This is a genomic window from Streptomyces sp. NPDC033270 (assembly GCF_055576575.1).
The window spans coordinates 1-23238 of the sequence record NZ_JBVIRA010000053.1; the positions used below are offsets into that span (position 1 = coordinate 1).

24 protein-coding genes and 6 pseudogenes are annotated in these 23238 nt (G+C 68.2%); 12 read left to right on the top strand and 18 right to left on the bottom strand.

What is annotated here, in order from left to right:
• Positions 1–846, bottom strand: an 846-nt coding sequence (locus ACZ5XZ_RS38375; protein WP_468987019.1) for a glycosyltransferase, incomplete at its 3' end; no start/stop codon positions are given.
• A 131-nt stretch (positions 847–977) separates the two neighbouring features.
• On the opposite strand from ACZ5XZ_RS38375, the pseudogene ACZ5XZ_RS38380 reads away from it, so the two are divergent.
• Positions 978–1109: pseudogene (locus tag ACZ5XZ_RS38380) on the top strand (UDP-N-acetylglucosamine--N-acetylmuramyl-(pentapeptide) pyrophosphoryl-undecaprenol N-acetylglucosamine transferase); the annotation flags it as partial.
• A gap of 179 nt (positions 1110–1288) precedes the next feature.
• Here the strand turns inward: ACZ5XZ_RS38380 and ACZ5XZ_RS38385 are convergent.
• From ACZ5XZ_RS38385 to ACZ5XZ_RS38410, 6 genes and pseudogenes are all read right to left on the bottom strand, one after another.
• Positions 1289–1600, bottom strand: a complete 312-nt coding sequence (locus ACZ5XZ_RS38385; protein ID WP_468987021.1) for a DUF6087 family protein — start codon at positions 1598–1600, stop codon at positions 1289–1291.
• A gap of 74 nt (positions 1601–1674) precedes the next feature.
• Positions 1675–2841 (bottom strand): ATP-grasp peptide maturase system methyltransferase, encoded by a 1167-nt coding sequence (gene tgmC / locus ACZ5XZ_RS38390; protein WP_468987023.1) that lies wholly within the window; start codon positions 2839–2841, stop codon positions 1675–1677.
• Positions 2838–3800, bottom strand: a pseudogene (tgmB, locus tag ACZ5XZ_RS38395) (ATP-grasp ribosomal peptide maturase). The gene tgmC and the pseudogene tgmB overlap by 4 nt, the downstream one beginning before the upstream one ends.
• On the bottom strand, positions 3800–4084 hold the full coding sequence (gene tgmA, locus ACZ5XZ_RS38400; protein ID WP_430975266.1) for a putative ATP-grasp-modified RiPP: 285 nt from the start codon (positions 4082–4084) through the stop codon (positions 3800–3802). Before tgmA ends, tgmB begins: the two are co-directional and overlap by 1 nt.
• 780 nt (positions 4085–4864) lie before the next feature.
• Entirely contained in the window at positions 4865–5233 is a 369-nt protein-coding gene (locus tag ACZ5XZ_RS38405; RefSeq protein ID WP_468987025.1) for a hypothetical protein, read from the bottom strand.
• Positions 5227–5643 carry an ATP-binding protein gene (locus tag ACZ5XZ_RS38410; protein WP_430980220.1) on the bottom strand — a complete coding sequence of 139 codons (417 nt, stop codon included), beginning with the start codon at positions 5641–5643 and terminating at the stop codon, positions 5227–5229. Before ACZ5XZ_RS38410 ends, ACZ5XZ_RS38405 begins: the two co-directional genes overlap by 7 nt.
• Before the next feature lie 251 nt (positions 5644–5894).
• On the opposite strand from ACZ5XZ_RS38410, the gene ACZ5XZ_RS38415 reads away from it, so the two are divergent.
• A complete protein-coding gene (locus tag ACZ5XZ_RS38415) occupies positions 5895–7145 on the top strand; it encodes an XRE family transcriptional regulator (protein ID WP_468987028.1) in 1251 nt (416 codons plus the stop codon).
• Positions 7136–7678: a GNAT family N-acetyltransferase gene (locus tag ACZ5XZ_RS38420; protein ID WP_468987030.1), complete on the top strand. Its 543-nt coding sequence runs from the start codon at positions 7136–7138 to the stop codon at positions 7676–7678. Before ACZ5XZ_RS38415 ends, ACZ5XZ_RS38420 begins: the two co-directional genes overlap by 10 nt.
• On the opposite strand, the pseudogene ACZ5XZ_RS38425 reads toward ACZ5XZ_RS38420, so the two are convergent.
• Together ACZ5XZ_RS38425 and ACZ5XZ_RS38430 are read right to left on the bottom strand one after the other, a co-directional pair.
• Positions 7626–7811: pseudogene (locus tag ACZ5XZ_RS38425) on the bottom strand (integrase core domain-containing protein); the annotation flags it as partial. The gene ACZ5XZ_RS38420 and the pseudogene ACZ5XZ_RS38425 sit on opposite strands and share 53 nt — an antisense overlap.
• 8 nt (positions 7812–7819) lie before the next feature.
• Positions 7820–9342: pseudogene (locus ACZ5XZ_RS38430) on the bottom strand (alanine/glycine:cation symporter family protein).
• 418 nt (positions 9343–9760) lie between these two features.
• On the opposite strand from ACZ5XZ_RS38430, the gene ACZ5XZ_RS38435 reads away from it, so the two are divergent.
• From ACZ5XZ_RS38435 to ACZ5XZ_RS38465, 7 genes and pseudogenes are all read left to right on the top strand, one after another.
• Positions 9761–11008: a cation:proton antiporter gene (locus ACZ5XZ_RS38435; protein ID WP_430975273.1), complete on the top strand. Its 1248-nt coding sequence runs from the start codon at positions 9761–9763 to the stop codon at positions 11006–11008.
• Entirely contained in the window at positions 10995–11144 is a 150-nt protein-coding gene (locus ACZ5XZ_RS38440; protein ID WP_430975274.1) for a hypothetical protein, read from the top strand. Before ACZ5XZ_RS38435 ends, ACZ5XZ_RS38440 begins: the two co-directional genes overlap by 14 nt.
• The gene (locus ACZ5XZ_RS38445) at positions 11141–12439 is read left to right on the top strand and encodes an ArsB/NhaD family transporter (RefSeq protein ID WP_468987033.1); all 1299 of its coding nucleotides are present in this window, start codon (positions 11141–11143) and stop codon (positions 12437–12439) included. Before ACZ5XZ_RS38440 ends, ACZ5XZ_RS38445 begins: the two co-directional genes overlap by 4 nt.
• Positions 12440–12942: 503 nt before the next feature.
• Positions 12943–13407 (top strand): CBS domain-containing protein, encoded by a 465-nt coding sequence (locus tag ACZ5XZ_RS38450; protein WP_468987035.1) that lies wholly within the window; start codon positions 12943–12945, stop codon positions 13405–13407.
• A gap of 145 nt (positions 13408–13552) precedes the next feature.
• A pseudogene (locus tag ACZ5XZ_RS38455) lies at positions 13553–14971 on the top strand (potassium channel family protein); the annotation flags it as partial.
• A gap of 14 nt (positions 14972–14985) precedes the next feature.
• A complete protein-coding gene (locus tag ACZ5XZ_RS38460) occupies positions 14986–15384 on the top strand; it encodes a cation:proton antiporter regulatory subunit (protein WP_468987038.1) in 399 nt (132 codons plus the stop codon).
• A gap of 2 nt (positions 15385–15386) precedes the next feature.
• Positions 15387–16556: a cation:proton antiporter gene (locus ACZ5XZ_RS38465; protein ID WP_468987040.1), complete on the top strand. Its 1170-nt coding sequence runs from the start codon at positions 15387–15389 to the stop codon at positions 16554–16556.
• A 465-nt stretch (positions 16557–17021) separates the two neighbouring features.
• Here the strand turns inward: ACZ5XZ_RS38465 and ACZ5XZ_RS38470 are convergent, their stop codons facing one another.
• From ACZ5XZ_RS38470 to ACZ5XZ_RS38500, 7 genes are all read right to left on the bottom strand, one after another.
• The gene (locus ACZ5XZ_RS38470) at positions 17022–17318 is read right to left on the bottom strand and encodes a hypothetical protein (protein ID WP_430975278.1); all 297 of its coding nucleotides are present in this window, start codon (positions 17316–17318) and stop codon (positions 17022–17024) included.
• Between the two features lie 37 nt (positions 17319–17355).
• Positions 17356–17523 carry a hypothetical protein gene (locus ACZ5XZ_RS38475; RefSeq protein ID WP_468987042.1) on the bottom strand — a complete coding sequence of 56 codons (168 nt, stop codon included), beginning with the start codon at positions 17521–17523 and terminating at the stop codon, positions 17356–17358.
• Between the two features lie 164 nt (positions 17524–17687).
• Positions 17688–18212 carry a CBS domain-containing protein gene (locus tag ACZ5XZ_RS38480; protein WP_468987044.1) on the bottom strand — a complete coding sequence of 175 codons (525 nt, stop codon included), beginning with the start codon at positions 18210–18212 and terminating at the stop codon, positions 17688–17690.
• A 13-nt stretch (positions 18213–18225) separates the two neighbouring features.
• On the bottom strand, positions 18226–19542 hold the full coding sequence (nhaA, locus tag ACZ5XZ_RS38485; RefSeq protein WP_468987046.1) for a Na+/H+ antiporter NhaA: 1317 nt from the start codon (positions 19540–19542) through the stop codon (positions 18226–18228).
• A gap of 293 nt (positions 19543–19835) precedes the next feature.
• A complete protein-coding gene (locus ACZ5XZ_RS38490) occupies positions 19836–20114 on the bottom strand; it encodes a hypothetical protein (protein WP_468987049.1) in 279 nt (92 codons plus the stop codon).
• A 201-nt stretch (positions 20115–20315) separates the two neighbouring features.
• A complete protein-coding gene (locus ACZ5XZ_RS38495; protein ID WP_468987057.1) occupies positions 20316–20657 on the bottom strand; it encodes a transposase in 342 nt (113 codons plus the stop codon).
• Complete coding sequence (locus tag ACZ5XZ_RS38500; RefSeq protein ID WP_468987052.1) at positions 20558–20794, bottom strand: transposase; 237 nt, start codon at positions 20792–20794, stop codon at positions 20558–20560. The genes ACZ5XZ_RS38495 and ACZ5XZ_RS38500 overlap by 100 nt, the downstream gene beginning before the upstream one ends.
• Before the next feature lie 375 nt (positions 20795–21169).
• Here ACZ5XZ_RS38500 and ACZ5XZ_RS38505 point away from each other — a divergent pair, with 375 nt between their 5' ends.
• Together ACZ5XZ_RS38505 and ACZ5XZ_RS38510 are read left to right on the top strand one after the other, a co-directional pair.
• Positions 21170–22174, top strand: coding sequence for an ATP-grasp domain-containing protein (locus ACZ5XZ_RS38505; RefSeq protein WP_430980221.1), 1005 nt, complete (start codon positions 21170–21172; stop codon positions 22172–22174).
• An 89-nt stretch (positions 22175–22263) separates the two neighbouring features.
• Positions 22264–22665, top strand: a complete 402-nt coding sequence (locus ACZ5XZ_RS38510) for an STAS domain-containing protein (RefSeq protein ID WP_468987054.1) — start codon at positions 22264–22266, stop codon at positions 22663–22665.
• Positions 22666–22694: 29 nt separating this feature from the next.
• On the opposite strand, the gene ACZ5XZ_RS38515 is transcribed toward ACZ5XZ_RS38510, so the two are convergent.
• Entirely contained in the window at positions 22695–22958 is a 264-nt protein-coding gene (locus tag ACZ5XZ_RS38515; RefSeq protein WP_468987059.1) for a hypothetical protein, read from the bottom strand.
• A gap of 13 nt (positions 22959–22971) precedes the next feature.
• A pseudogene (locus ACZ5XZ_RS38520) lies at positions 22972–23238 on the bottom strand (hypothetical protein); the annotation flags it as partial.

The following is a 23238-nucleotide window of genomic DNA, read 5'->3' on the forward strand; positions in this document are numbered from 1 at the left end:
CTTGCTCTGATTCTTGCCCGAGGCGATCACCAGCTTGCGGGCGATCTCGGTGACATGGACGCCGTTGGCCCGCAGGCTGCGGGCGTAGGCGGCCATGTCGTCGTCGACTACCTTCGGGCGTCCGCCGTGCCAGCCCCGCTCTCGGGCTGACGCCTGGCCTTCGAGGGACTCTTCCTGGATGTACTCGCGCTCGGACTCCGCCATACCGGCGAAGAACGCGAAGTGGGCGGCGCCGTGCCCGGACGGGTCGTACACCCCCTGGAGGGGGCCGGTGAGGAATTCGAGCTGGATGTCATGACGGCGCAGATCCTCGGCGATGGTCAGCAACTCGGCGGCGCCGCGGCCCAGGCGCTTCATCTCGTGCACGGTGAAGATCACCCGCTGGTGCGGGACGGCCTTCTTGATGGTGCGGGCGAAGTCCATCGCCTTGACGAACTCCGGCCGTACCTTGACCCGGGCCTGCCGCTGTGCCGCCATGGAGGTAGTCAGCCACTCCACCGTGAAGTCCTCCCGCTCCCCCATGAGACCCGCGCTGCACTGCGGCACCCTGCGGGCGTTGAAGCGTCGCTCGAAGATCGGCCCCGGGAACACCAACATTGGCACACCGTGGAGGAGGGACGCGATGATGGTGTTCTGCCCGCCGTGGCAGATCGTCCACTCGGCGTGCGGGAGCAGGGACGGCACATCGACGTAGGGCAGCAGATGCACGTGCCCTATCTGTTCCGGACGTCCGATGCCCTGAGAGCTCACGACGCAGGACAGATCGGGCTGGGCCTCGCACAGCTCGGCCAGGACCCGGCGCACTCGGTCGAAGGGAACCGCGCCGCTGCCCAGATATGCCCACACATAGCGCCGGTCCGGCTCGGCGACGAAGGACCGCGCGGCGCCCGCCGGCCGGATATCGCCGAGGAGCTGTCCGGCGTAGTAGACATCGTCCCGAGCCGGGTCGGTCCCGTCCAGCTCCGGGATCGATTTAGGGCCTGCACGGCTTCGACCGGGCCCTATCCACCGTCTACGTCACTGGTGGCGCTCAGGGCTCCGTACAGATCAACACCCTCGTCGCCGACATCCCGCCGTGGCTGCTGTCCCACACGAACGTCGTCCGCCAGCAACGGACCTGCCTGGCGACGTGCCGGACAGTCGCAAGTCCCAGGATGGCGCGGGACTGTTGGAAATCGCGGTGTCGAGCACCGTGTCGAGCAGGGAAGTGGGCATCTTGCAGTCGACGGGCAAGGAGCCCGAGCAGCCCTCGTTGAGGCGACTGGTGAGCCAGTGCCCTCCTGACCGGTCAGCGTTGGTCCGACCTCGGGGCCTGGGGCTTCCGGTGCTTGCCAATACCTGCGCCGAGCTTGGGCGCCGGCCCCGAGGCCGACGGGGGTTCAGCGGCCTCGGGGTACAGGATGCGTTTCGCCTCGGCAAGGTTGGACGCGAACCCGTGCGGCTCCCAGGAGTATCCGTTCCATCGCTGGATGGCGTGAGGCGCGTCTGGATTCAGATGCGATCCTTTGGGTCCGTCGCCGGAGACGAGGGGAATCGCGCGGAGCCGCCCGACCTTCGCGTCACGGCGCTCCGCCCATTCCGACAACGGTTCGTCGTCCATCTCGCGTCCCTACGGTTCGGCGGCTGCTCCCCAGGAGGGTAGTGGGCTCCCAGGCGTGATCGCTTCGCGCTCGTTCAGGCGAGGTGATGGTGCCAGCGCAGCGCCGGGCTGTCCTCGATCCAATATGTGTGGGACTTGTTGTTGATCTGGAGCTGAACGGCGGTGATGTCGGGGCTGCCCGCGTCCTGCCATGCGGTGAGGGCCAGCTCGATGTCGTCCCACAGGGACACCGGGCCGCCCTGGCGGACAGTCCAGGCATCGCCGTCACTGGTGAATTCGGTGAAGGACTCGCGATCCGGGTCGAAGATGTACAGGAGCGCCAGTCCCTCGCTCGTCGCGGCGCGGACGAGTTGTGCACCGGGCGCGGCGAGCTGGGCGAGGAAGGCGGGCATCCACTCCTCCAGCATGACGGGCGGTACCTTCGCCGCTCGCTCGCTGTCGGCGTAGGCCGTGCGTGCGGACAGGTCGCCGGCCAGTGGGGGCAGGGCTTGCGCCCTGGCCTGCATGAACGAGGAGCGGCCGATGATCCGGCCTTCGGCGGTCCCGTCCTCGCGCACGGTGACCTTTGCCAGACCTGTGCCGTAGGGCCAGGAGCCCACGGTCGTGAGGATGATGCCGCCTGGTTTGGTCTGCCGAAACCAGGTGTGGGGGATGCGGCGGACGGCGCATGTGGCAATCACCCGGTCATACGGGGCGCGGCGGGGATGCCCCAGGAGCCCGTCCCCGGTGACGGTCCATGTCGAGAAGCCGGCCGTTTCCAGTGCGGCGTCTGCACGCGCAGCCACCTCGGGGTCTACCTCGACCGTTGTCACGTTGTCTTCGCCGAGGCGGTGGCACATCAGGGCCGAGGAGTACCCGGTGCCAGTGCCGATCTCCAGCACCTGGTGGCTGTCTTCCGCATCAAGGCTTTCGATCATGCCTACGACGGTGACGGGGGTGGTGGACGATGAGGTGGGTACGCCCGTTACGAGGTCAGCGGCCTGGTCGGCGGTGAGGTGTCCGTCGAGTTGAGTGGTCAGGGAGTGGTCGCTGTAGGCGATTTCTGCCCACTCCGCCGGGTCGGCTCCAACTGCTGTGACCGGCCGCCAGCGGCCACCGTCCGTTGGTAGGAAGACCCCAGGGTTCAGGAACAGCTCACGCGGAACGGCCTCGACCGCGGCTCGCCATTGGGGAGTTGTGAGGACACCGGCCTTCTCCAGCCGGTCAGCGAGGGCACGCCGTTCGGGCGCGGTTTCTGTCATGGTTCTCCTCGGGTTAGCAGGTCGGCGAATGCGGCGGACATTTCCAGGCCGGTCTTCTCTTGCAACCACCCCCATTGGCCGTTCGGATTCAGCTCCAACCACCAGTAGTCACCGGCCTGGTCCATGGCGAGGTCAAAGCTCCCGGACACCAGCCCGAAGTGGTCCAAGTAAGCGAGGAGTGCCTTGTCCACGTGGTCTGGCAGGTCTACCACGCTGTAGGAAAGCGCGGAGTAGTCCTTGCGCCAGTCCAGGAGGTCGGAGTCGATCCGTACGGGGAACGTTCGCCGCCCGACCACCAGCACTCGTACGTCGGCGACCTTGTCCACGCGGGCCTGGAACAGGTGCGGTGTCACGCGCACGCTGTCATCGATCTCGGCGGCGGTGACCGGGTCCGCCCATCCCGTAACTGGAACTCCGTCTCGCTCGTACGAAGTCCATCGCAGCGTCTTGTAGACCACCTGACCGTGGGCGGCGATGAACTCCCGAGCTTCATCTGGATCATTGGTCACGAGCGTCGGCGGCACGGTAAGTCCAAGCCTTTGGGCGACGGCGAGTTGAGCAGGCTTGTAGTCGGCGGCTGCGTTGCGAAGTGGGTGGTTGACCCACAGCGGGCCGTCGAGGGCGTAAAGGGTGCCCCCGAGTCCATAGCGGACCTGCGCAGCAACGAACCGGGCATCGTCGTCGCATAAGTGAGGGGGGGGGGAGAGGGGGGGGAGGCACCAGGACCCCGCTTACACTTCCTCCATTTCGGTTTTTCTCGACGGGGTGCCCCCCTCCCCGCCCACCGGGGCCGGCCAGGTGCCGAACCGAGCCGAGACCGTCAGGCCCGCGCCGATGTCGGCGGGGTTGAACCTGACCACCGGCACACTCCGCCGGTTGAGTTCGGTGATCACCATGTCGGCGGTGACATCATCCGCCTCGGTGGCCACCAGTACCGGCCTCTCCTCGGTCCTCGACATCAGTCCTGCTGACTGTCCTGGTCGTGACCCTGGTCGTTCTGCGAGTCCGAATTCGTGGTCGTGGAGGTCTCGGTACCGGAGCTGGTGCCGTGCTTGCCCATCTCGACCACTTGGCCGGCCTGGTCGCGGAACACGCCGAGCTGCGTGCCGGGGTCGATGGTGACCGAGGCGTGCGGGCGGCGCACCGTGGTCGGGTACGGCGCGAGTCGGCCGGCCCCCCAGGGGCGGGCGGTAGTGAGGGCTGTAGAGGACGTTGTGCTCTCGATCTCAGCGGTCGCGGCCATGCCGCGCCCCCCTTCTCTCGTCGGTCCCGTCCCGGCTGGGCGCGGGAGGTGCCCGTCCGTCGCCACGGATCGGGCTCCGCCATCGGTTGGGCTATCGGCCGTGATGGAATACCGGCGCCCTGGGTGGTCCCCGCCGAGGGCGGAAGCCTGTACTCAGCTGTCCGGCTGCCGAGCGGGCACGGCGTCCGCGATGCGTCTGAGGCTGCGCTCCGCATGCTCGGGCGTGGCCCACTCTTCGGGAAGGCTGGCCTTGAAGGCACGGCCCATCGCGTCGAGTTGGCGGTAGAGCTCGCGCTGTGTGACGTGCCGACACCACCACTCCTCAGCCGCCCACACAACGCTGCATCCGCACTCAAACAAGGTCGGACTGGGTGGATTGAGCAGTCGTTGAATGTTGCGCTCGCGGGTGGAGAGCTCCGGCCGGCTGCGTCTGCGGCGGAGAGCGCGGGCGGTGAGCCGGCCGCTCACTGCGGACCGACGGAGGCGAGAAACAGAGCGACCAGGATTGCCAGCACCGCGAAGTACGTGGAAAGCACGTGGACCACGGCGGGGTGCTCCCTGCGAAGGATCTTCAGGGCGGCGAAACCGGTTTTTCCGCCGGCCTCCGCGCGGAACCCGAACAGGGTTACTCGCAGAACGGTCCGTTCCGTGGAGCAGTTAGCGGCTCCGCAGAGTTCGGCGACTGCATCAAGCTCGTCGTGGCGTGCGGATACGGCGCAAGTTCCAGAACGCGGACATGGTCAGCGGTCTTCCTTCGGGTGGGTTGTTGCTCTCGGGTAGTCATGGCGTTGCGTGAAGTCTTCCGAGGCCGCGCAGGCCCTCAAGCACGCGGACGAGTAGCGCCACATCCGCGTCTCTGGACTGCACGGCTGCCCGGCCTTCCTCGTGCCAGTCGTCGAGGTGCTGCCTCCACGCAGCCTCGGCCCGCATGGCCTCTACGCGGATCTCGCCGAGCCTCACTGCCGACTCGATGTGCAGGCGCAGGAGTTCCGCGGGGGTCATCCGGACGGGTTCCGGCATGGTGGCGGCCCCACCCCGGCCGGACGAGGATGGGGGGACGAAGGTGAGTTCCACGCACGCATCCGGGCGCGGGTCGTCGGCGAGTTCCTCGGCCCCCATGAGGCGTAAGGAGAGGCGAGCGGTCAGCATTCGGTCGGCACCGCCAGCTCGGCCCAGACGATTTTGCCCCAGTGCTTCCTGTCGTACCCCCAGTTACGACTCATGCTGTCGATCAGGAGTAGGCCGCGACCGTCCTCGGCGTCGTCGTCGGGGTGGGACATCACGGGAACTTCCCGGCTCTTGTCGGCAACACCGATGCGCACCACGCCGCGGCGCTGTCGCGAGATGAGTACGCGGATCGCGCGGCACTTGGCGTGGTTGACTGAGTTGTTGACGAGCTCCGAGACGACCAGCTGTCCGATGTCAGCCAACTCGTCTATGCCCCACGTGTTCAGGGCAGCAGAGACGAGCAGGCGGGCCCGGTGTGCCGCCCCTGGTTCGCACGGCAAGGTCTCGCTGTAGCCGGGCGCACCTGTCCCGGTGGGGCTGGCGGCTGTCATGATCACGGGGACATCCCTCCGGCGTGGTGGAGCTGCCCGGCCATGACGGGTGGGGAAGGCCGGGTCCTCTCCTCCATGCAGCCAGGCGCCGGGGGTGGCGCCTCTTCACTGCAACGGTGGTTGCGACAAGACAAGTCCACCCCTGGGCTATCCATGGCAACAGGTGATTCCGTCACACGACGTGTGCGTGACCCCGGTGATTTTTACCTTCGGGCTGTCGCCGCAGAAGGCAGCACCGCTACCGTGCGGTTGTGGGAGAAAACCGCAAACTCGCTGCGGCAATGGCCGAATGCCACATGGGCCAAGCGGAGTTAGCCCGATGCGTCAACGCAGAGATTGAGTCTCTGACGGGCAGGGAAGGCCACGTCACCGACCGCGACGTCCGTAGGTGGCTGAGCGGCGAGACCCAGTGGCCGCAGGCCAAGCAGCGCCTGAGTATGGAGAAGGTCCTTGGCCGTTCGGCAATCGAGTTAGGTTTCGTCCCCCGGTCCAAGAACGCAGCACAAGCACCTCTGGAGGACCCTGTGCACCGTCGTGCCTTCATTGCCGCCGCGACCGGAACCGCCGTCGCCGCCACGGCCGGCGCCTCGCGCGCCCGCCTCGGCCAGAGCGACGTGAACCGTTTCCACGTCGAGTACGAGAAGATCATCGCCCAGGATCAGAAGCTCGGCGGGGCCACGAATGTCGAGAACGACGCCGTGGAACTGGCCATGCGAATCAAGTCGTCGCTCGCCGGGGGCGGGGCCTCCACCTGGGTGCGAACCAAGCTCTACTGCCTTGCCTCGGACGTGACGTGCTCGGCTGCCTTTGCCGCCATTGATGCCCAAGCCCGGAGCCGTGCCCGCAACCACCTGGACTCCGCTGTCACGTTCGCCGGGCTGTCCGGCGGCAGCGAGACCCAGTACCACGTCTGGAACCACATTGCGATGGTCGCCGGTCAGCGCAACGACTTCGCCGAGGTCTCGGCGGCGGCCGATGCCGCCAAGAGCTTGGCCATCGCGAAGAAGGACCCGCTGTACGCGTCGCTGGCACACATGCGCAGCGCTCATGCCCACGCAGGCAGCCGTGACCGCAACGCTGCTCTCGGGGCCCTCGGTGCCGCCGAACGGTCCTTTGGCCGACACATGGCCATAGAGCGGCCGCCTTGGATCACGTTCTACGACGAAGCCGAATTCGATGGGCTGACCTCGATAGTGTGGCTCCGCCTCGGGGCGCCCGACCGTGCCGAATATCACCTGCATCGCGCACTTGGCGCCATCCGCCCCCACCTCATCCGCAACCGCACCTACTACACCGCCCACCTGTCTCTGGCGCAGGCCAAGCAGGGAGACCTGGAGCTGGCTTGCAGTACAGGCGAAACGGCAGCCGAGCTCCTGGCCAAGGTTCGCGGATCGAAGCGCACGACTGACACCCTGGCGGACGTTCGCAAGCTCGTGGTGTCGTCGGGGTCAAGGGAGCCCAGTGTTCTGGACTGGGCGGAGAGGGCACAGGCATGGATCTGAAGACCTATACGCACAAGGACGCGGCCGACATCCGAGAGATGCTCCTTGACATGCACGATGCGGTCTATGACGGAGGAGAGGACCGCTTCCACGAGAGGGAGCGCTTCGCATGGTTCGTCGATCACTGGAGCAGCAAGGAAAGCTGGTCCTGCGTCGTCGGCTTCGACAAGGGGGCTCCTACAGGCTTGGCATACGGAGCGGCCTTCGAGCCCGGAGGGTGGTGGAAGGGCTCCGAACGTCCCGCTTCTGTCCCGCGCGAGGCAACGGCGTTCGCCCTGTCTGAACTCATGGTGATGGAGCAGTGGCGGAAGACCGGCGTATCCGCGAAGCTCCATAGAGCCCTGGTGGACAGCCGCAGCGATCACGTGGCCACGCTCCTCGTCGACACGACACACGCCAAGGTGCAGTCACTCTATGAGAGTTGGGGATACGAGAAGGTCGGCGAGCAGAAACCCTTCGATGATTCTCCAGTCTTCGCGATCATGGTAAAGGAGCTCGCCCTCCTAAGGTGTATTGACCCGCAGGGTTGTTAACGCGGCTGATGGGTGGCTTGCCTGCCAGTGCGGTGTGGCAGCGGTGGTGGTTGTAGGTGTGGAGGAAGTCTGCCAGGGCTGCGGTTCGTTCGGTGTTGCTGGTGTAGGGCTGGATGTAGGCCCACTCGTCGAGCGGGGCGGTCAGACGGTGGTCTTCACCGGCTCCTGGTCTTCGTCGGCCTCCTCCATCTCACCGGCCTTGCGGGCGCGGACGAACTCCAGGAAGGAGTTCGTCCGCGCTTGACGACCGGTGCGAGGAGGTAGAGGCCGATGATGTTGATGACGGCCAGCATGAAGAGCACGGCGTCGGCCATGTTGACGAGCGTCTGCAGGGTCAGCAGGGAGCCTGCCACAGCGAACAGGGTGTAGACGACCTTGTAGGTGAGCTCGCTGGCCTTGCTGCGTCCGAAGAGGTACGACCATGCCTTGAGGCCGTAGTAGCCCCAGGTCAGCACGGTGGAGATGGCGAAGAGCAGCACCGCGACGGTCAGGATGTACGGGAACCAGGGCATGACGGTCGCGAAGGCGTCGGAGGTGATGGTGACGCCCTGGGCGTCGCCGTTGCCTACCTTCCAGCTGTCGGGGCTCGCGATGACGATGGTCAGCGCGGTCATGGTGCAGATGACGACCGTGTCGATGAACGGCTCCAGCAGGGCGACCAGGCCCTCGCTGGCGGGGTGCTTGGTCTTGACGGCGGAGTGCGCGATCGGGGCGGAGCCCAGACCGGCCTCGTTGGAGAACGCGGCCCGCTTGAATCCGATGATCAGGGCACCGAGCACACCACCGGCCACACCCTCGGGGTTGAAGGCTCCTTCGATGATGGTGCCGACCGCGGAGGGCAGGGCCGTGACGTTCACAAGAATCACGGTCAGGCAGGCCAGGATGTAGATGTCGGCCATGGCGGGGACGAGCTTGCTGGTGACGTTGGCGATGGAGCGGATTCCGCCGAGCAGCACGATGCTGACGAGCGCGGCGATCAGGATGCCGAAGAACAGTGCGCCGGCGGACGAGCCCAGGACGCCGCTCTCGCCGCCGGTGACGGAGACGAGCTGGGCGTAGCTCTGGTTGATCTGGAAGAGGTTGCCGCCGAAGAGGCCGAAGAACAGGACCATGGCGGAGGCCAGGGTGGCGAGGACCTTGCCCAGGGTCTTGCCGCGGCTGCCGAAGCGGTCGACGAGTCCCTTGGGCAGATAGTGCATGGGGCCGCCGGAGACGCTGCCGTCGGCGTGCACCTCGCGGTACTTCACGCCGAGGGTGACTTCCACGAATTTGGTGGCCATGCCAAGCAGGCCGCAGAGAATCATCCAGAAGGTCGCTCCGACGCCGCCGATGGAGACGGCGACACCGGCGATGTTGCCGAGGCCGACGGTGCCGGAGACAGCGGCGGTAAGCGCCTGGAAGTGGTTGACCTCTCCGGCCGACCCCTTCTCGTCGTACTTGCCTCACACGACGTCTACGGCGAGGCGGAACTTTCGGGTCTGCACGAACCCGAACCAGCCGGTGAAGACCAGACCGGCGACCACGAGCCAGGCAACGATGAGGGGAAGGTCCGTTCCGCCAACGGGAACGGAGTAGAAGACGACTTCTCCGAGCCATTTGGCTATGGGCTCGAAGAATCCGCTGACGGCAGCGTCGATGGACTTGGTCATGGAGTCGAGTGACACGTGGCTACCTCGTGGCGCAGGGACCGGAGCACGGGAGGGTTGCTCCGGGTGATGTGCGGGCTTTGAGCGAACGCCGTTGTCCGATCGGCGACCCGGAGTGCGACGGTCCGCGGACTCGGACCGTGATCACCCTGGTCGTGCAGCCGGTGCGTGCCGGCACTCCGCACTGCGGCGAGGGGTGGAGCCGCTTGCGGGGTTGCGCAGTTTTAGCACGACCTTTACGAATTCCAGGCTGGAGACTCCGAAGAGCGAAAGCCCCTGCGATTTCGTTGCCGGCCTCCGGCAACAACCAGCGCGCCACGGATGCGCGCTAGAGACCTGTCAAAATCGCGTAAAGAGCAGGTATGGTTCCCCGCGGTGTGCCGGGAAGCCTGGTCGGCAAGTTGGAGAGAGCTCTCTTTACCGATCGGGGACACCCATGGTGCTCGTTGCCGTCTTTGGATTCGCGCTGCTCATCGCGGTGCTGCTCTCTGGGCTCGCCGCCCGTACGGTCCTGTCCACCTCGCTGCTCTTCCTCGTCAGCGGGGCATTGGTCAGCGACGGCTTCCTCGGCCTGATCCACATCACACCGGGCAGCGAGATCGTCTCGGTCACGGCGGACCTCGCCCTGTTCACCGTGCTGTTCACCGACGGGATGCACGTCTCCTTCCCGAAACTGCGCGAGAACTGGAAGAACCCGGCCCGAGCGCTAGGACTGGGCATGCCGCTCGCCTTCGTCGGCATGGCCCTGGTCACGCACTACTTGGTGGGCCTGGACTGGACAACGTCGTTCCTGGTCGGAGCGGTGCTGGCGCCCACCGACCCGGTGTTCGCCTCGGCGATCGTCGGACGCAAGGAAGTCCCCGCCAAGCTGCGGCAGTTGCTCAACGTGGAGAGCGGCATCAACGACGGCCTCGCACTGCCCCTCGTCCTCATCCTGATCGCCGCGGCCGGGCCCACCGCCGGCCACGCGGACGCATCGCTCGCGAAGATCGGGCTGGAGCTGGGCCTCGGGCTGGCCCTCGGCATCCTGCTGCCTGTATTCGTCACCGGCCTGGTGCGCTTCCGGCTGCTCGGCTCCGAGCCGAAGCTGCAGCCGCTGCTGCCGCTGGCCATCGGGACCCTCCTGTACGGGCTGTGCCATCTCACCCACGCCAACCCCTACCTCGCCGCCTTCTCCGCCGGTGCCGTTCTCACCGCGGTGTCTCCTGAGGCGAAGTCGGCATTCGAGCCGCTCGGTGAGGCGCTGGCCGAACTGGCCAAGTTCGCTGCTCTGCTGGTGTTCGGCGCCCTCCTCACCCCACAGCTCTTCGGCGAACTGTCCCTCGGCGGATACGCCGCCGTCATCCTGGCGATCGTCCTCATCCGGCCGGCATCGCTACTGCTGTCGCTCATCGGGACGCGATTCAATCGCCGGGAGAAGCTGGTCGCCGCCTGGTTCGGGCCGAAGGGCTTCGCGTCCGTGGTCTACGGCCTGCTGGTGCTGCAGTCCGGCATCCCGCAGGGACAGGAGGCGTACACCCTCATCTCGGTCTGCATCGCGGCCTCGATCATCGCCCACAGCAGCACGGACGTGCCGATCGCCCGCCTCTTCCACGTCGAGGACCTGACCGGCATCCCCGCCGACCACGAGCGGGACGCAGTAACCCTGCCCCACAGCAAGGAGACAGGCCGTGCGCGCGCGTGACCTCTGCGACCTCGCAGAGGTCTACACCCAGAAACCGTGGCCGGGCCCCGTCATCGAACGCGACGCGCACCAGGCCCGGATGATGGGCGCGATCACAGCCACCCGCTCGCAGGAACGATTCACCGGAGAACAATGAACGACTGGCAGAGCTGGGCCGCGATCGTCGTCTTCGTCGGCGCATACGCCCTGATCATCACCGAGAAGATCCACCGAGTAGCGGCAGCCCTCGGCGGCGCTGGCCTGATGCTGGCCATCGGGGCGACCGACGACAAGTCGGCCTTCCACTCCGAGCACAGCGGCATCGACTGGAACGTCATCTTCCTGCTGATGGGCATGATGATGATCGTCGGCGTGCTGAAGAAGACCGGCCTGTTCGAGTACCTGGCCATCTGGTCCGTGAAGAGAGCGAGAGCCAGGCCCTTTCGCGTGATGGTCATGCTGATAGTGATCACAGCCGTGGCCTCGGCGCTGCTCGACAACGTCACCACCGTGCTGCTCATCGCCCCCGTCACCCTGCTGGTATGCGAGCGCCTGGCGCTCCCCGTCGCGCCGTTCCTGATCGCAGAGGTCCTCGCCTCCAACATCGGCGGCACCGCCACCCTCGTCGGCGACCCGCCGAACATCATCATCGCCAGCCGGGCCGGACTGACCTTCAACGACTTCCTCGTCCACCTCGCGCCCCTGTCCGCCCTGCTGATACTGGCCCTCATCGCGCTGTGCCGCATCCTGTTCCGCAAGTCCTTCCAGTACGACGAGGCACGGGCCGCCGAGGTCACGGAGCTGGAGGAACGCGAGGCGATCCGCGACCCCCGCCTCCTCCTCCAGGGCCTGATCGTCCTCGCCCTGGTCGTCGCCGGCTTCGTCCTGCATCCGGTGCTGCACTACGAGCCCAGCATCGTCGCCCTCCTCGGCGCCGGCCTGCTGGTCGCGGTCTCCGCCGCGGAGACCGGCGATGTGCTGGGCGAGGTCGAGTGGCCCACCCTCGCCTTCTTCGCCGGACTGTTCATCATGATCGGCGGACTCATCGAGACCGGAGTGATCGGCGAAGTGTCCAAGGCGCTCGCGCAGGCGATCGGCGACGACGAACTGGGCGGGTCCATGGTCCTGCTCGGCGGCTCAGCCGTGCTGTCCGGCATCGTCGACAACATCCCCTACGTCGCCACCATGGCGCCCATCACCGGCGATCTCGTCACGGCGATGGGCGGCTCCGGCGACCACGTCATGTGGTGGGCCCTGGCCCTCGGCGCGGACCTCGGCGGCAACGCCACCGCCATCGGAGCCAGCGCCAACGTCGTCGTCCTCGGCATCGCCGAACGCAACCGCACTCCCATCTCCTTCTGGCAGTTCACCAAGTACGGACTGGTCGTCACCGCCGTCACCGTGCTGATCTCGGCGGGATACGTTTGGCTGCGCTACTTCGCCCTGGCCTGACCGATGACCACATGGGCCCAGGCCGCACTCGGATGCAGCGTCGTCGTGGCGGCACTCGTCGTCCGCACCGCATTCAGGGAGATGCGCCGACCGGGCACGGCCCGACGGCAATGGCGGTTCCTGACGAACAGAAGAGCGGCGACGGCAGGTGCGGTCACTACGGCCGCTCTTGGAGGCGCGCTCGCATGCGGCGGAAGCGGCCCGGGCCATGCCGTATGGGCTCTCCTCGGCGGGGCACTGACCGCGTTCATCGTCGACCGGCTCTTGGACCAGGACGGGAATGGAAGGCAATGAAGTTGAGGACCACGGGGGGGAGTGGGTGTGCCCGCGCTCGCGAGGCCGCAGGCCAGGCCAGCCGCCAACAGCTCGCCCGGCAGAACGGGGACCAGAGCAGGCACACCGGGCCACGCATGCGGCGTATGCGTCGCGTCAACGTCGTCGCCGGTCGCCCGACGATGGGTGACGCTGGGACCAGGGACTTTCCGAGCAGACGAGGAGCCGACGTGCGCGCACGAGATCTGGCAGTTGAGTATGAATCGGTGAGCGTCGACAGCGGTGCCCTGGCAGCGGCACGGCTGATGGCCGAGCACAGGCTTCCCGGGCTTCTGGTGCTCGACGAGCGCGGCGAGCCCAGGGCGATCCTCCCGGCCTCCCAGATGGTCAAGGTCCTGGTGCCGGAGTACGTGATCGAGGACCCGACCCTCGCCGCGGTCGTCGACGAAAGGCACGCCGACCGGCTCTGCCGGGCTCTGACCGGGCGCAGCGTAGGAGACTGCCTGCCCACCAACGCACCCCCTCCCCCCATCGCAGACCCCGATGACACCGCGCTGGAAGTGGCGGCGCTCATGGCCCGCGTACGCAGCCCGCTCGTCGCCGTGGCCGAGAAAGCCAAGGACGGCACACACCTGCTCGGTGTGATCACCGCGTCCCGTCTTCTGCACGAGCTCCTCGAAGCATCTGGCGGCTGAGGCTGCACCACCCTTGTCCGAGCCTTGCCTTGTGGTGCCGGACGGGCTTCCGCTCCGCAATACAACCGGCCTTCCCCAAGGGGGTCTTGGGGACGCGACTTCCCTTCTTCCGCAACAAGCTCAAACCACCACGCCCACAGGACAGATGATCGTATGCGGCGACGACGCGCTGGCCACGCGTCTCGCCGCAGAACTGCACGATGTCTACGGGAAGCTGGTCACGCTCCTCGTGCCGCCCTCCCTCTCCACCGGGACTGGGCAGCCCGCTGTGGCACCCAACCGCGCCCGGGCCTCGGCGCTGTTCGGGCGCGTGTCAGCCGCCGTCACCCGCACGGAAGGCGGCGACGAGATCGGCCCCAGTGGTGAATTCCTGCTCCCTGTAAGGAAGGTGGAGCCTCCAGAGCCGTCGGAGGAGGCCCTGCGCGAGGCCGGTGCGCAGCGGGCCGCCGCGCTGGCTCTCGTGTATGACGACGAGACCAATATCCGTGCCGCACTGATCGCCCGTCGGCTCAACCCGCGGCTGCGTCTGGTGATCCGGCTCTACAACCGCAAGCTGGGCCAGCATCTGGAGGAGCTCCTCGACCAGGCCGCGATGGTCACGACGCCCGGCCTGGACCCTGCCGCGCTGGACGCCTCCACCACGGTGCTGTCCGATGCGGACACCGCCGCTCCGGCGCTCGCGGCGACCGCCGTGGCCGGTACGCGCAAGGTCGTCCAGGCCGACGGACTGCTGCTGCGTGCCGTGGAGCACTCCCCGCCCGGCCGCGGCGAGGTCCCCGACCCGGGCCTGGCCACCCTCGCCCTGCTGTCGTCGACCACCAACGACCCCGCGGGCACGGAGGGATCGGAGCGCAGCGGAATCCAGGGACCTCTGCTGTTGCCCGACGACGCCACGGTCGCAACTGCTACCGGACGGGGGACGGTGGTGCTGGAGACCGTCTCGTACGCTGGACCACCGGTGCCGCCCCGCCTCCTTGCCGGTCGCGGAGCCCTGCTCGGGGAGATCTTCTCTCAGCGGCTGCGCTGGGCGCTTGCCGGAGTCGCCGTGGCCGTCGTCGCCCTGGCCGTCGCCTCCTGGCTCACGGCCGGCGGCAATGCCCTGCACTCCGCCTACGTCACGCTTCTCGACCTGTTCGCCATCGGTGACCCTGCCGTCGGCGAGCCTGTGGCCCGCCAGGTCCTGCAGCTCCTGACCGGGCTCGTCGGCCTGGCCCTCCTGCCGGTCCTGGTGGCCGCATCACTGGAGGCTCTCGGTGCGTTCCGCGGAGCTCACGCGCTGCTCAGGCCGCCACGCGGACTGTCCGGGCATGTCGTGCTGCTCGGCCTCGGAAAGATCGGCACCCGCGTCCTGGCCCGGCTGCGTGAGCTCAACATCCCCGTGGTGTGTGTGGAAGAGGACCCGGAGGCGCGCGGCGTCCCGTTAGCCCGCCGTCTGCGTGTGCCGGTCGTGCTGGGGGACGTCACGCAGGAGGGCATCCTGGATGCTGCCAAGATCCATCGGGCACACGCGCTGCTGGCCCTGACCAGTTCCGACACCACGAATCTCGAAGCGGCGCTGTACGCGACCGGATCGGCGTCGTGGCACAGCGGACAGGGGACTTCGAACTGGTCGTTTACAAGGCCGAGGATCCCGACGCGGCCCGGACAGTGCTCCAGCTCAACACCGAGGAGGCGGACACGGTTGCCGAGATCCTGGGAGCGCCGCGCATCGCCGAGCGGTTCGCGGACCTCACCAAGGAGGTGCCGGGACTGCTGTCCGGGCAGGTCGAGGTACGAGCCGACAGCCCGTATGACGGTCAAACACTGGGCAGCACCCGGGCGCGGACCCGCACCGGAGCGTCGATCGTCGCCATCGTCCGCGGCAACAACGTGATCGCGTCACCCACACCCCAGGAGACCCTTCGGAGAGGGGACATCCTGGTGGTGATCGGAACCCGCGAAGGCATCGCCGGCGTGGAACAGAACATCCAGGGCTGAGCGTGCACACCCCGGTCGCACTGCTGCTGGAGCTGGGCATCATCCTCGCCGCCCTCAGCGCGCTCGGGACGCTGGCACGGCGCTTCACCCTCTCGCCCGTTCCGCTCTACCTGCTCACCGGTCTGGCCCTCGGCGAAGGAGGCATCGCCCCCGTCCCCGCCGCCGGTGCATTCGTCGAGACCGGCGCATCGATCGGGGTCGTCCTGCTGCTGACACTCGGGCTGGAGTTCTCCCTAACGGAGTTCACGGCCAGCATGCGGCAACACGTGCCGTCCGCCGTCACCGACCTGATTCTCAACGCCGCTCCGGGCGCGCTGGCGGGGTGGCTCCTCGGTTTCGACGGGGTCGACATCCTCGCCCTGGCCGGCGCCACCTACATCTCCTCCTCGGGCATCATCGCCCGCCTCCTGGCCGACCTGCACCGACTGGGCAACCGGGAGACACCGGCCGTCCTGGCCGTGCTGGTCATGGAGGACTTCGCCATGGCCGCCTACCTGCCCGTGCTCGCGGTACTCGCCGCCGGCGGCCAGTGGTGGCAAGCCACTCTCGGCGTTCTCGCCGCGGTCGGCGCCGTGCTCGCCGCCTTCGCCGCCTCGTACCGATGGGGCCACCACCTCGGCCGGCTGCTCTCGCACCCTGATGCGGAACAGCTTCTGCTGCGGGTACTCGGCCTGACCCTCATCGTGGCCGCCCTGGCCGAACTCGTCCACGCCTCCGCCGCGGTCGGTGCCTTCCTCGTCGGACTCACCCTCACCGGCGAAACCGCGACCCGCAGCCGAGCCGTGCTCAGCCCCCTGCGCGACCTGTTCGCCGCCGTCTTCTTCCTCGCCATCGGACTGTCCATCACCCCCGAGGAACTGACGCCCGCACTTCCTGCGGCATTCGCCCTGGCCACGGTCACCATCGCCACGAAAGTACTCACCGGCCGATACGCGGCAGCACGCGACAAAGTGGGGCGAAGAGGCCGACTGCGCGCCGGAACAGCGCTCATCGCGCGAGGCGAGTTCTCCCTCGTCATCGTCGGACTCGTCGGCACCACGCACGACACACTCGGCCCGCTGGTCACCGCCTACGTCTTCATCCTCGCCATCGCAGGCCCCCTCCTCACCCGCATCGCGGGCGCCGTCCTCCCGCGGCGAATTCCACGTCCGACCGGGGCCAAGAACGTATAGCTACGGCGAACGGACATACATCCCTGTGTAATCACCCTGCTCCTCGTTTCCCCTGACGGGCGCCTCATTGGACCGAACAGGTGATCTCGGGCGCGGCCCGGGTGCGGCAGGACTGAGGCCGGAGGAACCGATCCAGGCAACACGGGCAAGGAGCCAAGTCGGGGGCCACGGCCACGCCCCCAATAAGTCCCTCCCCTCCTGCTCACGGTCCGACCGCCGCCGACACGGACGACAGAGCGATCACGCAGGAGGCAGGTCAGGTACGGGGACCTGGGGGCTTGCGCCAGTGTCGGCGTAGCCAGTCTCCGATTTCCCCCACGGTGACAAGCAGCGCGGCGGAGGCGGCACAGGGAATGAGTCCCGCGGGCTCGTCCACGGCGCTGCTCAGCAGCCAGAGCGTAATCGTGAGCGCGGCCCACCAGAGGCTGACCGACGCGATCTCGCGCCCCCAGCGAGGTGCGGGCGTCATGAGGCCGCCGCCGCAGTCCGGTGGGCCGCGATAGCCACAACCACACATCCGGTCGCGGCCACGACGCCTGCGGTGGCGATGGCGGCCACGGTGACTGCTCGTGAGGCACCAGCCAGCCGCGGGATCGCGTTGAGGGGCACGGCGGCGTAAAGGGCCAGGACGGCCCAGCCGCACGGCCGCACCGGGGCGAGCCGGGGACGCAGGCGCCCTGGGATGCGGCCGGTGACCATGGCCAGTCCTGTCGGCATGAGAGTGAGGGAGAAGAGGACGAGGCCGATCCACTGCCAGGTCATGGGTGCGAGTGCTCCTGTGGGTCCGGGGCGGGGACAGTCAGCTGCGGCGGGTTGCGACGATCACGACGAGCCCTGTGGCGAGGGCGGCGAGGCCGATGACCAGGATGGGGAAGCTGGGTCCGGGCAGAACGTACATGGCTGCCCCGGCCAGAGCCAGTGGCGCCCCTGCGGTCGCCAGTACGGCCCCGAGGCATCGTTCGGACATGCTGCTTGTCATGGGTCCGGGTGGGGGTGGTCGTGGTCAGCGGGGCTCGCCTGGTGCCAGCCAAGCAGGACAGCGGCCGCAACGGCTCCGGCGGCTCAGGCCCGCCGCTTCGTCAACGAACACCCACGCCGACCGGGCCTTGCCCGGTCGGCGGATCCAGATGATCACGGTCTGGAGCACCACTGTGGCGATCGCAATGAAGACCGGCAGCACTGCAGCGGTGTCGTGCATGCTGCCGCCGCGATGAAATGCTGCATGAGACGGGCTGCGGTGACCGTGCCGAGCAGCGTCACGGCGTCGCCGTCGCGTTCGATGACAGCGACCATCGGGCTGTGGGTGCAAGCCATCAGGGCCGCGACCTCCATCGGGCGTGCGTCGGGCTCGACGACCGGCGGCGGATGCAGACGGCGCGGCGCCCGTTCGGCCGCGGTGAGCCCGGCGAGGCGTTCGGTGAGCTCGCGGTCATGCCGTTCACCGACGACACCGGCGAGCGCGGGGTCTTCGGCGACGTAGGCGGGGATGAGCTGCCGGATGAGCTGGGATCCGGGGACGATGGCGTGCGGCTGTCCGTCGGAGTCGAGGACCAGCAGGGCGGGCAGTGACTGCTCGGCCAGCATGCGAGCGGCATCGACCGCGTCGTCGTCCGTGGTCACGAAGGGGTAGGGCTCGGCGAGATCACGTGCGTGCATGACCGGAGCTCTTTCAGTGTCCGCCCCCGGCACCGTCGTGCCTGGGGCTGCTGTGCCGGTAGATGTCGGGGATGCCGTCGGCGTCCTCGTCCCGCGTCTCCGCCTCCCACAGGCGGCGGTAGATCCCGTTGCGGCGCTTGACCAGTAGGGCGGCCACGGCCGCGGCCATGAGTGAGCCGAGCAGGACTGCGGCCTTGATGTGCTCGGCATCGCCCGGGTCGGGAAAGGCGAGCTCGCCGATCAGCAGGGCCACGGTGAAGCCGATCCCGGCCAGCACCGCCAAGGCGAACACGTCCGCCCAAGCCAGGTCCGGGTTGAGGCGGGCCCGGGTGAACCGGGCCGCGAGATACGTGCCGACGAAGATCCCCACCGTCTTGCCGACGACCAGGCCAAGGACCACGCCCAGCGGCTCCGGGCGGCTGAACACCTCGCCGAGCGAGGCGGCCGAGACGCTGACCCCGGCGGCGAACAGGGCGAACAGCGGCACCGCCACACCGGCCGAGACCGGCCGCAGAAGATGCTCGGTCCGTTCCCCGGGAGATACCCGCTCGCCGGGGTCGCGGGTGGTACGCAGGATCAGCCCCATCGCCACGCCGGCCACCGTGGCGTGCACCCCGCCGTTGTAGGTGAGCGCCCAGATCGCCAGCCCGAGCGGTACGTACCACCACCAGCCGCGCACCCGGTGCCGCTGAAGCAGGTAGAAGACGACCAGCCCGGCCGGCGCGCCGCCGAGCGCCAGCGGGTTGAGGTCGGCGGTGAAGAAGACGGCGATGACCAGGATCGCGCCGAGGTCGTCGACGACGGCCAGGGTCAGCAGGAAGGCCCGCAGCGCGGAGGGCAGGTGGGTGGAGAGCACCGCGAGGACGGCGAGCGCGAAGGCGATGTCCGTGGCCATCGGCACCGCCCAGCCCTGCGCACTGCCTGACCCGAGCGTGGTCATAGCCAGATAGAGAGCGGCCGGCACGGCCATGCCACACACGGCGGCGACCACCGGCAGGACCGCGGTGGCCGGCGTTCGCAGCTCGCCGACGACCAGTTCACGTTTCAGCTCGATCCCGGCGACCAGGAAGAAGACGGCCAGCAGACCGTCCGCGGTCCAGTGCTCCGCCGACAGGTCCAAGCCGAGCGCGGGGATCCCGAAGTGAAAGTCGCGTATCTGCTCGTACGTTTCGCTGAACGGGGTGTTCGCCCACACCAGCGCCACCACGGCCGCCACCAGCAGCACCAGCCCGCCGACCGTCTCCGTACGCAGGGCCCGGGCCACCTGCACGCGCTCCGGCCAGGGCAGGAGACCAAGGAAGACCGAACGCTCACGCGGGGCACCAGGCATACGGAACCTCCGGGGCATCGGCACATGGGCACACAGGCCCCTACGACACCGACCAGACTTCCCGGCACACCCCGCATCTCTTGACGCGTTCTTTACACACTATCCGGCGCAGCCCCGGCAGAGCCAGAGCAACCCTGACCACCGCGGACCGAGGGCCGGACCGCCTCACAGGTCTTGTCATACTCACGCGGCACTCCCACCTCATCCCATCTGCACGCACGCCGCATCCACCACAGTCAGGAGCACCAGCTCGGCGGAATCGCCACCACCCAGCGACACCCCAAGCCCCGGCCCTAGGCCGTTTCTGATGGCTCTTGGACGGTGTCGCGGAGCCAGATGACGATCGCCGCAACGGCCAGGGTGCCGTTGAAGATGTAGTCACGTTTGTCGTACCTGCTGGCCACTGCACGGTGCTGCTTCCACTTGCTGACACATCGCTCGACGGCACTGCGGTGGCGGTACTGGGCCTTGTCGAAGGCCGGAGGACGTCCGCCGGCGTGGCCCTTGCGCCGGCGTTTGGCCCGCTGGTCATCAGGCTGGGCGATGGTCGCCTTGATCCCTCGCCGTCGCAAGTAAGCCGGTTGTCGTAGCTGGAGTACGCCTTGTCACCGCGAACACGATCTGGGCGGCTGCGGGGCCGGCCAGGTCCGTGCCGCTGGATCCGCAGGCCCTCCAGTACGGGGATGAACATGAGGCTGTCGCCCCGCTGACCCGGAGAGGTCTGCCAGGTCAGCGGGCGGGCCCGGTCGTCGGCCAGCAGATTACCTTGCTGGTCAGTCCGCCTCGTGAGCGTCCCAGCGCCTCACGGCCATCGGCTTCCACACGCGCACCGCCCCCTTTTGCGGGAAGTCCCGCGGCGGCCGGCGGCGGGCCCCGGCCGCGTGCTGGTGGGCCCGGCAGGACGTGGAGTCGATGTTCACCGCCCACTCCCGCCGACGCTGCACGCTTTCTGTCTCCACGTTCTTGGCCAGCGCTCCGTCGGGGTCGGTGGCGTCGGCCTCGATCTGTAACTCGGTCAGGATCTGCTGCCAGGTTCCGTCCGCTGACCAGCGGCGGTGCCGCTCGTAGATGGTCTGCCAAGGTCCGTACCGTTCGGGCAGGTCCGGCCAGGGCACCCCGGGCGGGCCCGGAACAGCACCCCCTTAATCACTTTGCGGTGATCGGCCCACTGCCCGCCCGGCTTGCCATCGGCGGGCAGTAAAGCCTCGATCTTCTGCCACTGCGCGTCCGTGAGCTCATGTCGCCGCACCATACGACGCCCCTGCCCAGCCGCAGCACTGATCCACCACCCCAGCAAGAGCCATCAGAAACGGCCTAACCCGCTCCGGCAGCGGTCGGCGCGAACCGCGCCCAGGCTGCTCTTCTGCGCCACGCGCATTGCCCACTCGCGGTCGCCCGGGGCTCCGACGTGCCCGTGAAGCCGCTCGACCGTGCGCAGAACAGGGCACGGCTCAGATGCCGGCCGGGATCCCGTTTGCCCTCCACCCGCGCAGCGGCGACGGACGCGGAAGTTCCTCAAGTCCCTGAAATCTACAACGCTGTAGAAATAACGCGTAAGATCTTGCCCCGTCATGGCCATGGATCCACCGCACGGACGGTGGACGTGCGGCGATTCGAGGATGCACCGATGAGGCTCTGCTTCCTGGTGGAGGAGCAATACCGTTACGACGGCATGCCGCTCGACGTCATTCGCCAACTCCGCAACTGGGGCCACCAGGTCGACGTACTGCGCCCCGGCCGGTCGCTGATCCGCCTCTCCGAGGCGATACAGGCGGGTAGCCACGACGCCTGGGTCCTCAAGACCGTCTCCGGTGGTCCGGGCCTCACGCTGCTGGAAGCCGCCGCCTCCGTGGGCCTGAACACGGTAAACGACGCACGCGCCATCCGCGGCGTACGCGACAAGGCACTGGCGGCGGTGATCGCCCGCAGCCACGGGCTGCCTGTCCCCGTCACCTATGCGGCAGCCCGGCCCGAGGAGTTCACGGCCCTGCCCGAGGCGGAATTTCCTCTGGTGGTGAAGCCCGCCAATGGCAGCTCCGGGCGACACGTGCGTCTGATCGCGAACCCGGACATGCTCGCAGATCCGGGTACGGAGCGGACGGGCGGCGGTCTGCTGATCGCCCAGCCGTACGTTCCCAACTCCGGTACGGACCTCAAGGTGTACTGCGTCGACGGCGAGCTGTACGCGACCGAGCGATGCTCACCACTGCACCCTGGGCGCGCCGTGCAGGAACGCCAGGTCTCCCCCACCTCCGAAGTCGCCCGCATCGTCACCGAGATCGGCACGATCTTCGGCCTCGACCTGTACGGCGCCGACGTCCTGCTCGGCCCCGACGGGCCCGTGGTTGTCGACATCAACGACTTCCCCAGCTTCCGCCAGGTCCCGGACGCCGTCGCCCGGGTGTCGGCGGCCATCCTCCGCCTCGCCCGCACCAGCGGCGAACGGCCGATCGCCGCGCTCGCTCCAGCGACGCCCGTCCTGATACCTGCCCAGTCAGGCCCCCAGTCAGTGGTGCGCTCGGTGTTCAGTAGTGCGCGGCAATCCTCCGCAGGCACGAACTGCACCCTGAGGCAACGACCAGGCGTGAACGGCCATGATGGTGATGTTCTTCGAAGGGCCGATGGACAGTAGGGCCACCAACCTGATGGGCACACGCCTCGACTCGCGCCTCGTCACTGCGCCCGATCAGGACATGGGTGCTGTCGAAGGAGTCCCGTTCCGTGACCGGATCCGCCCGGGGCCTTTACAGGGCCGGCATGCGCCGTATCCGAATGAAGCGCCAACTGCGCCGCGCGGGCGTCAAGCACGTACGCGTCACCCGCGGCGTTGCAGTGGTAACTCTGCATGGGCCGATCGATGGGCGGCAGGTAGACGCGCTGTCCATGCGGCTGTGGCAGTGGGTCCAGGACGGCATTCGTGAGCTGGTTCTGGACGTGGAAGCGGTGCCGATCCTCACAACGACCGGAGCCGGCGCCTTCGTCCCCGCCTTGGGCGCACTGTGCCAGACCGGTGGCCGCCTAACCGTACGAGGCGCCAACCAGCAGGTCGTCAAGACGCTCACCCGCATGGGGCTGGCATCTCTGACCGGCATCACACAGCCGGAGCCCCCGAGCGCTCCTTGAGCCATGGCCGGTTCCGGCGGGCACGCGGCTCACGTGTGCGCGCCTACGGCCTCTGCGCCCATGCCGGAGGTATCCACGTCCTCCTGTGAGCGTTGCCCGGGGATCCCGGACAGCCGGCTCTCCATCCGGATGCGGCGTTCGTCGGCCTTCGCGCACAGATCCTGCGCGGCCTGGTTGAAGCGGACCGAGGACGGCGGGTCCGACGGGCCCAGCAGGTGCTCCTTGAGTTCGGCACGCTCCGCGGCGAGGGTGTCCAGCTCCGGGTTGCGGACCGCGGCGAGCAGGGCCTGCACCTCGTCCGCCTCGCGAGGTGTTGCCCGGGTTGCCGTCCCAGCCCTCCCAGGTCGGGGCGTACAGCACGGTGGTCGGCCGGCCGGCCGGGGCGCCCTGGTAGGGCCGGATCGGGGCCAGCTGCGGGCGGCCGACCTCGACGACGTCCTTGTCCTCGACGCCGATGTCGGCGAGCTGGTAGCGGTCGCGGGCCGCCGGGCCCGCCACCCACACCTCGTCGTACGCCTTCGCGTAGGGGTTGCAGGAGGAGAGCTTGTCGCTCTCGCCGTGGTTGGTGAAGGC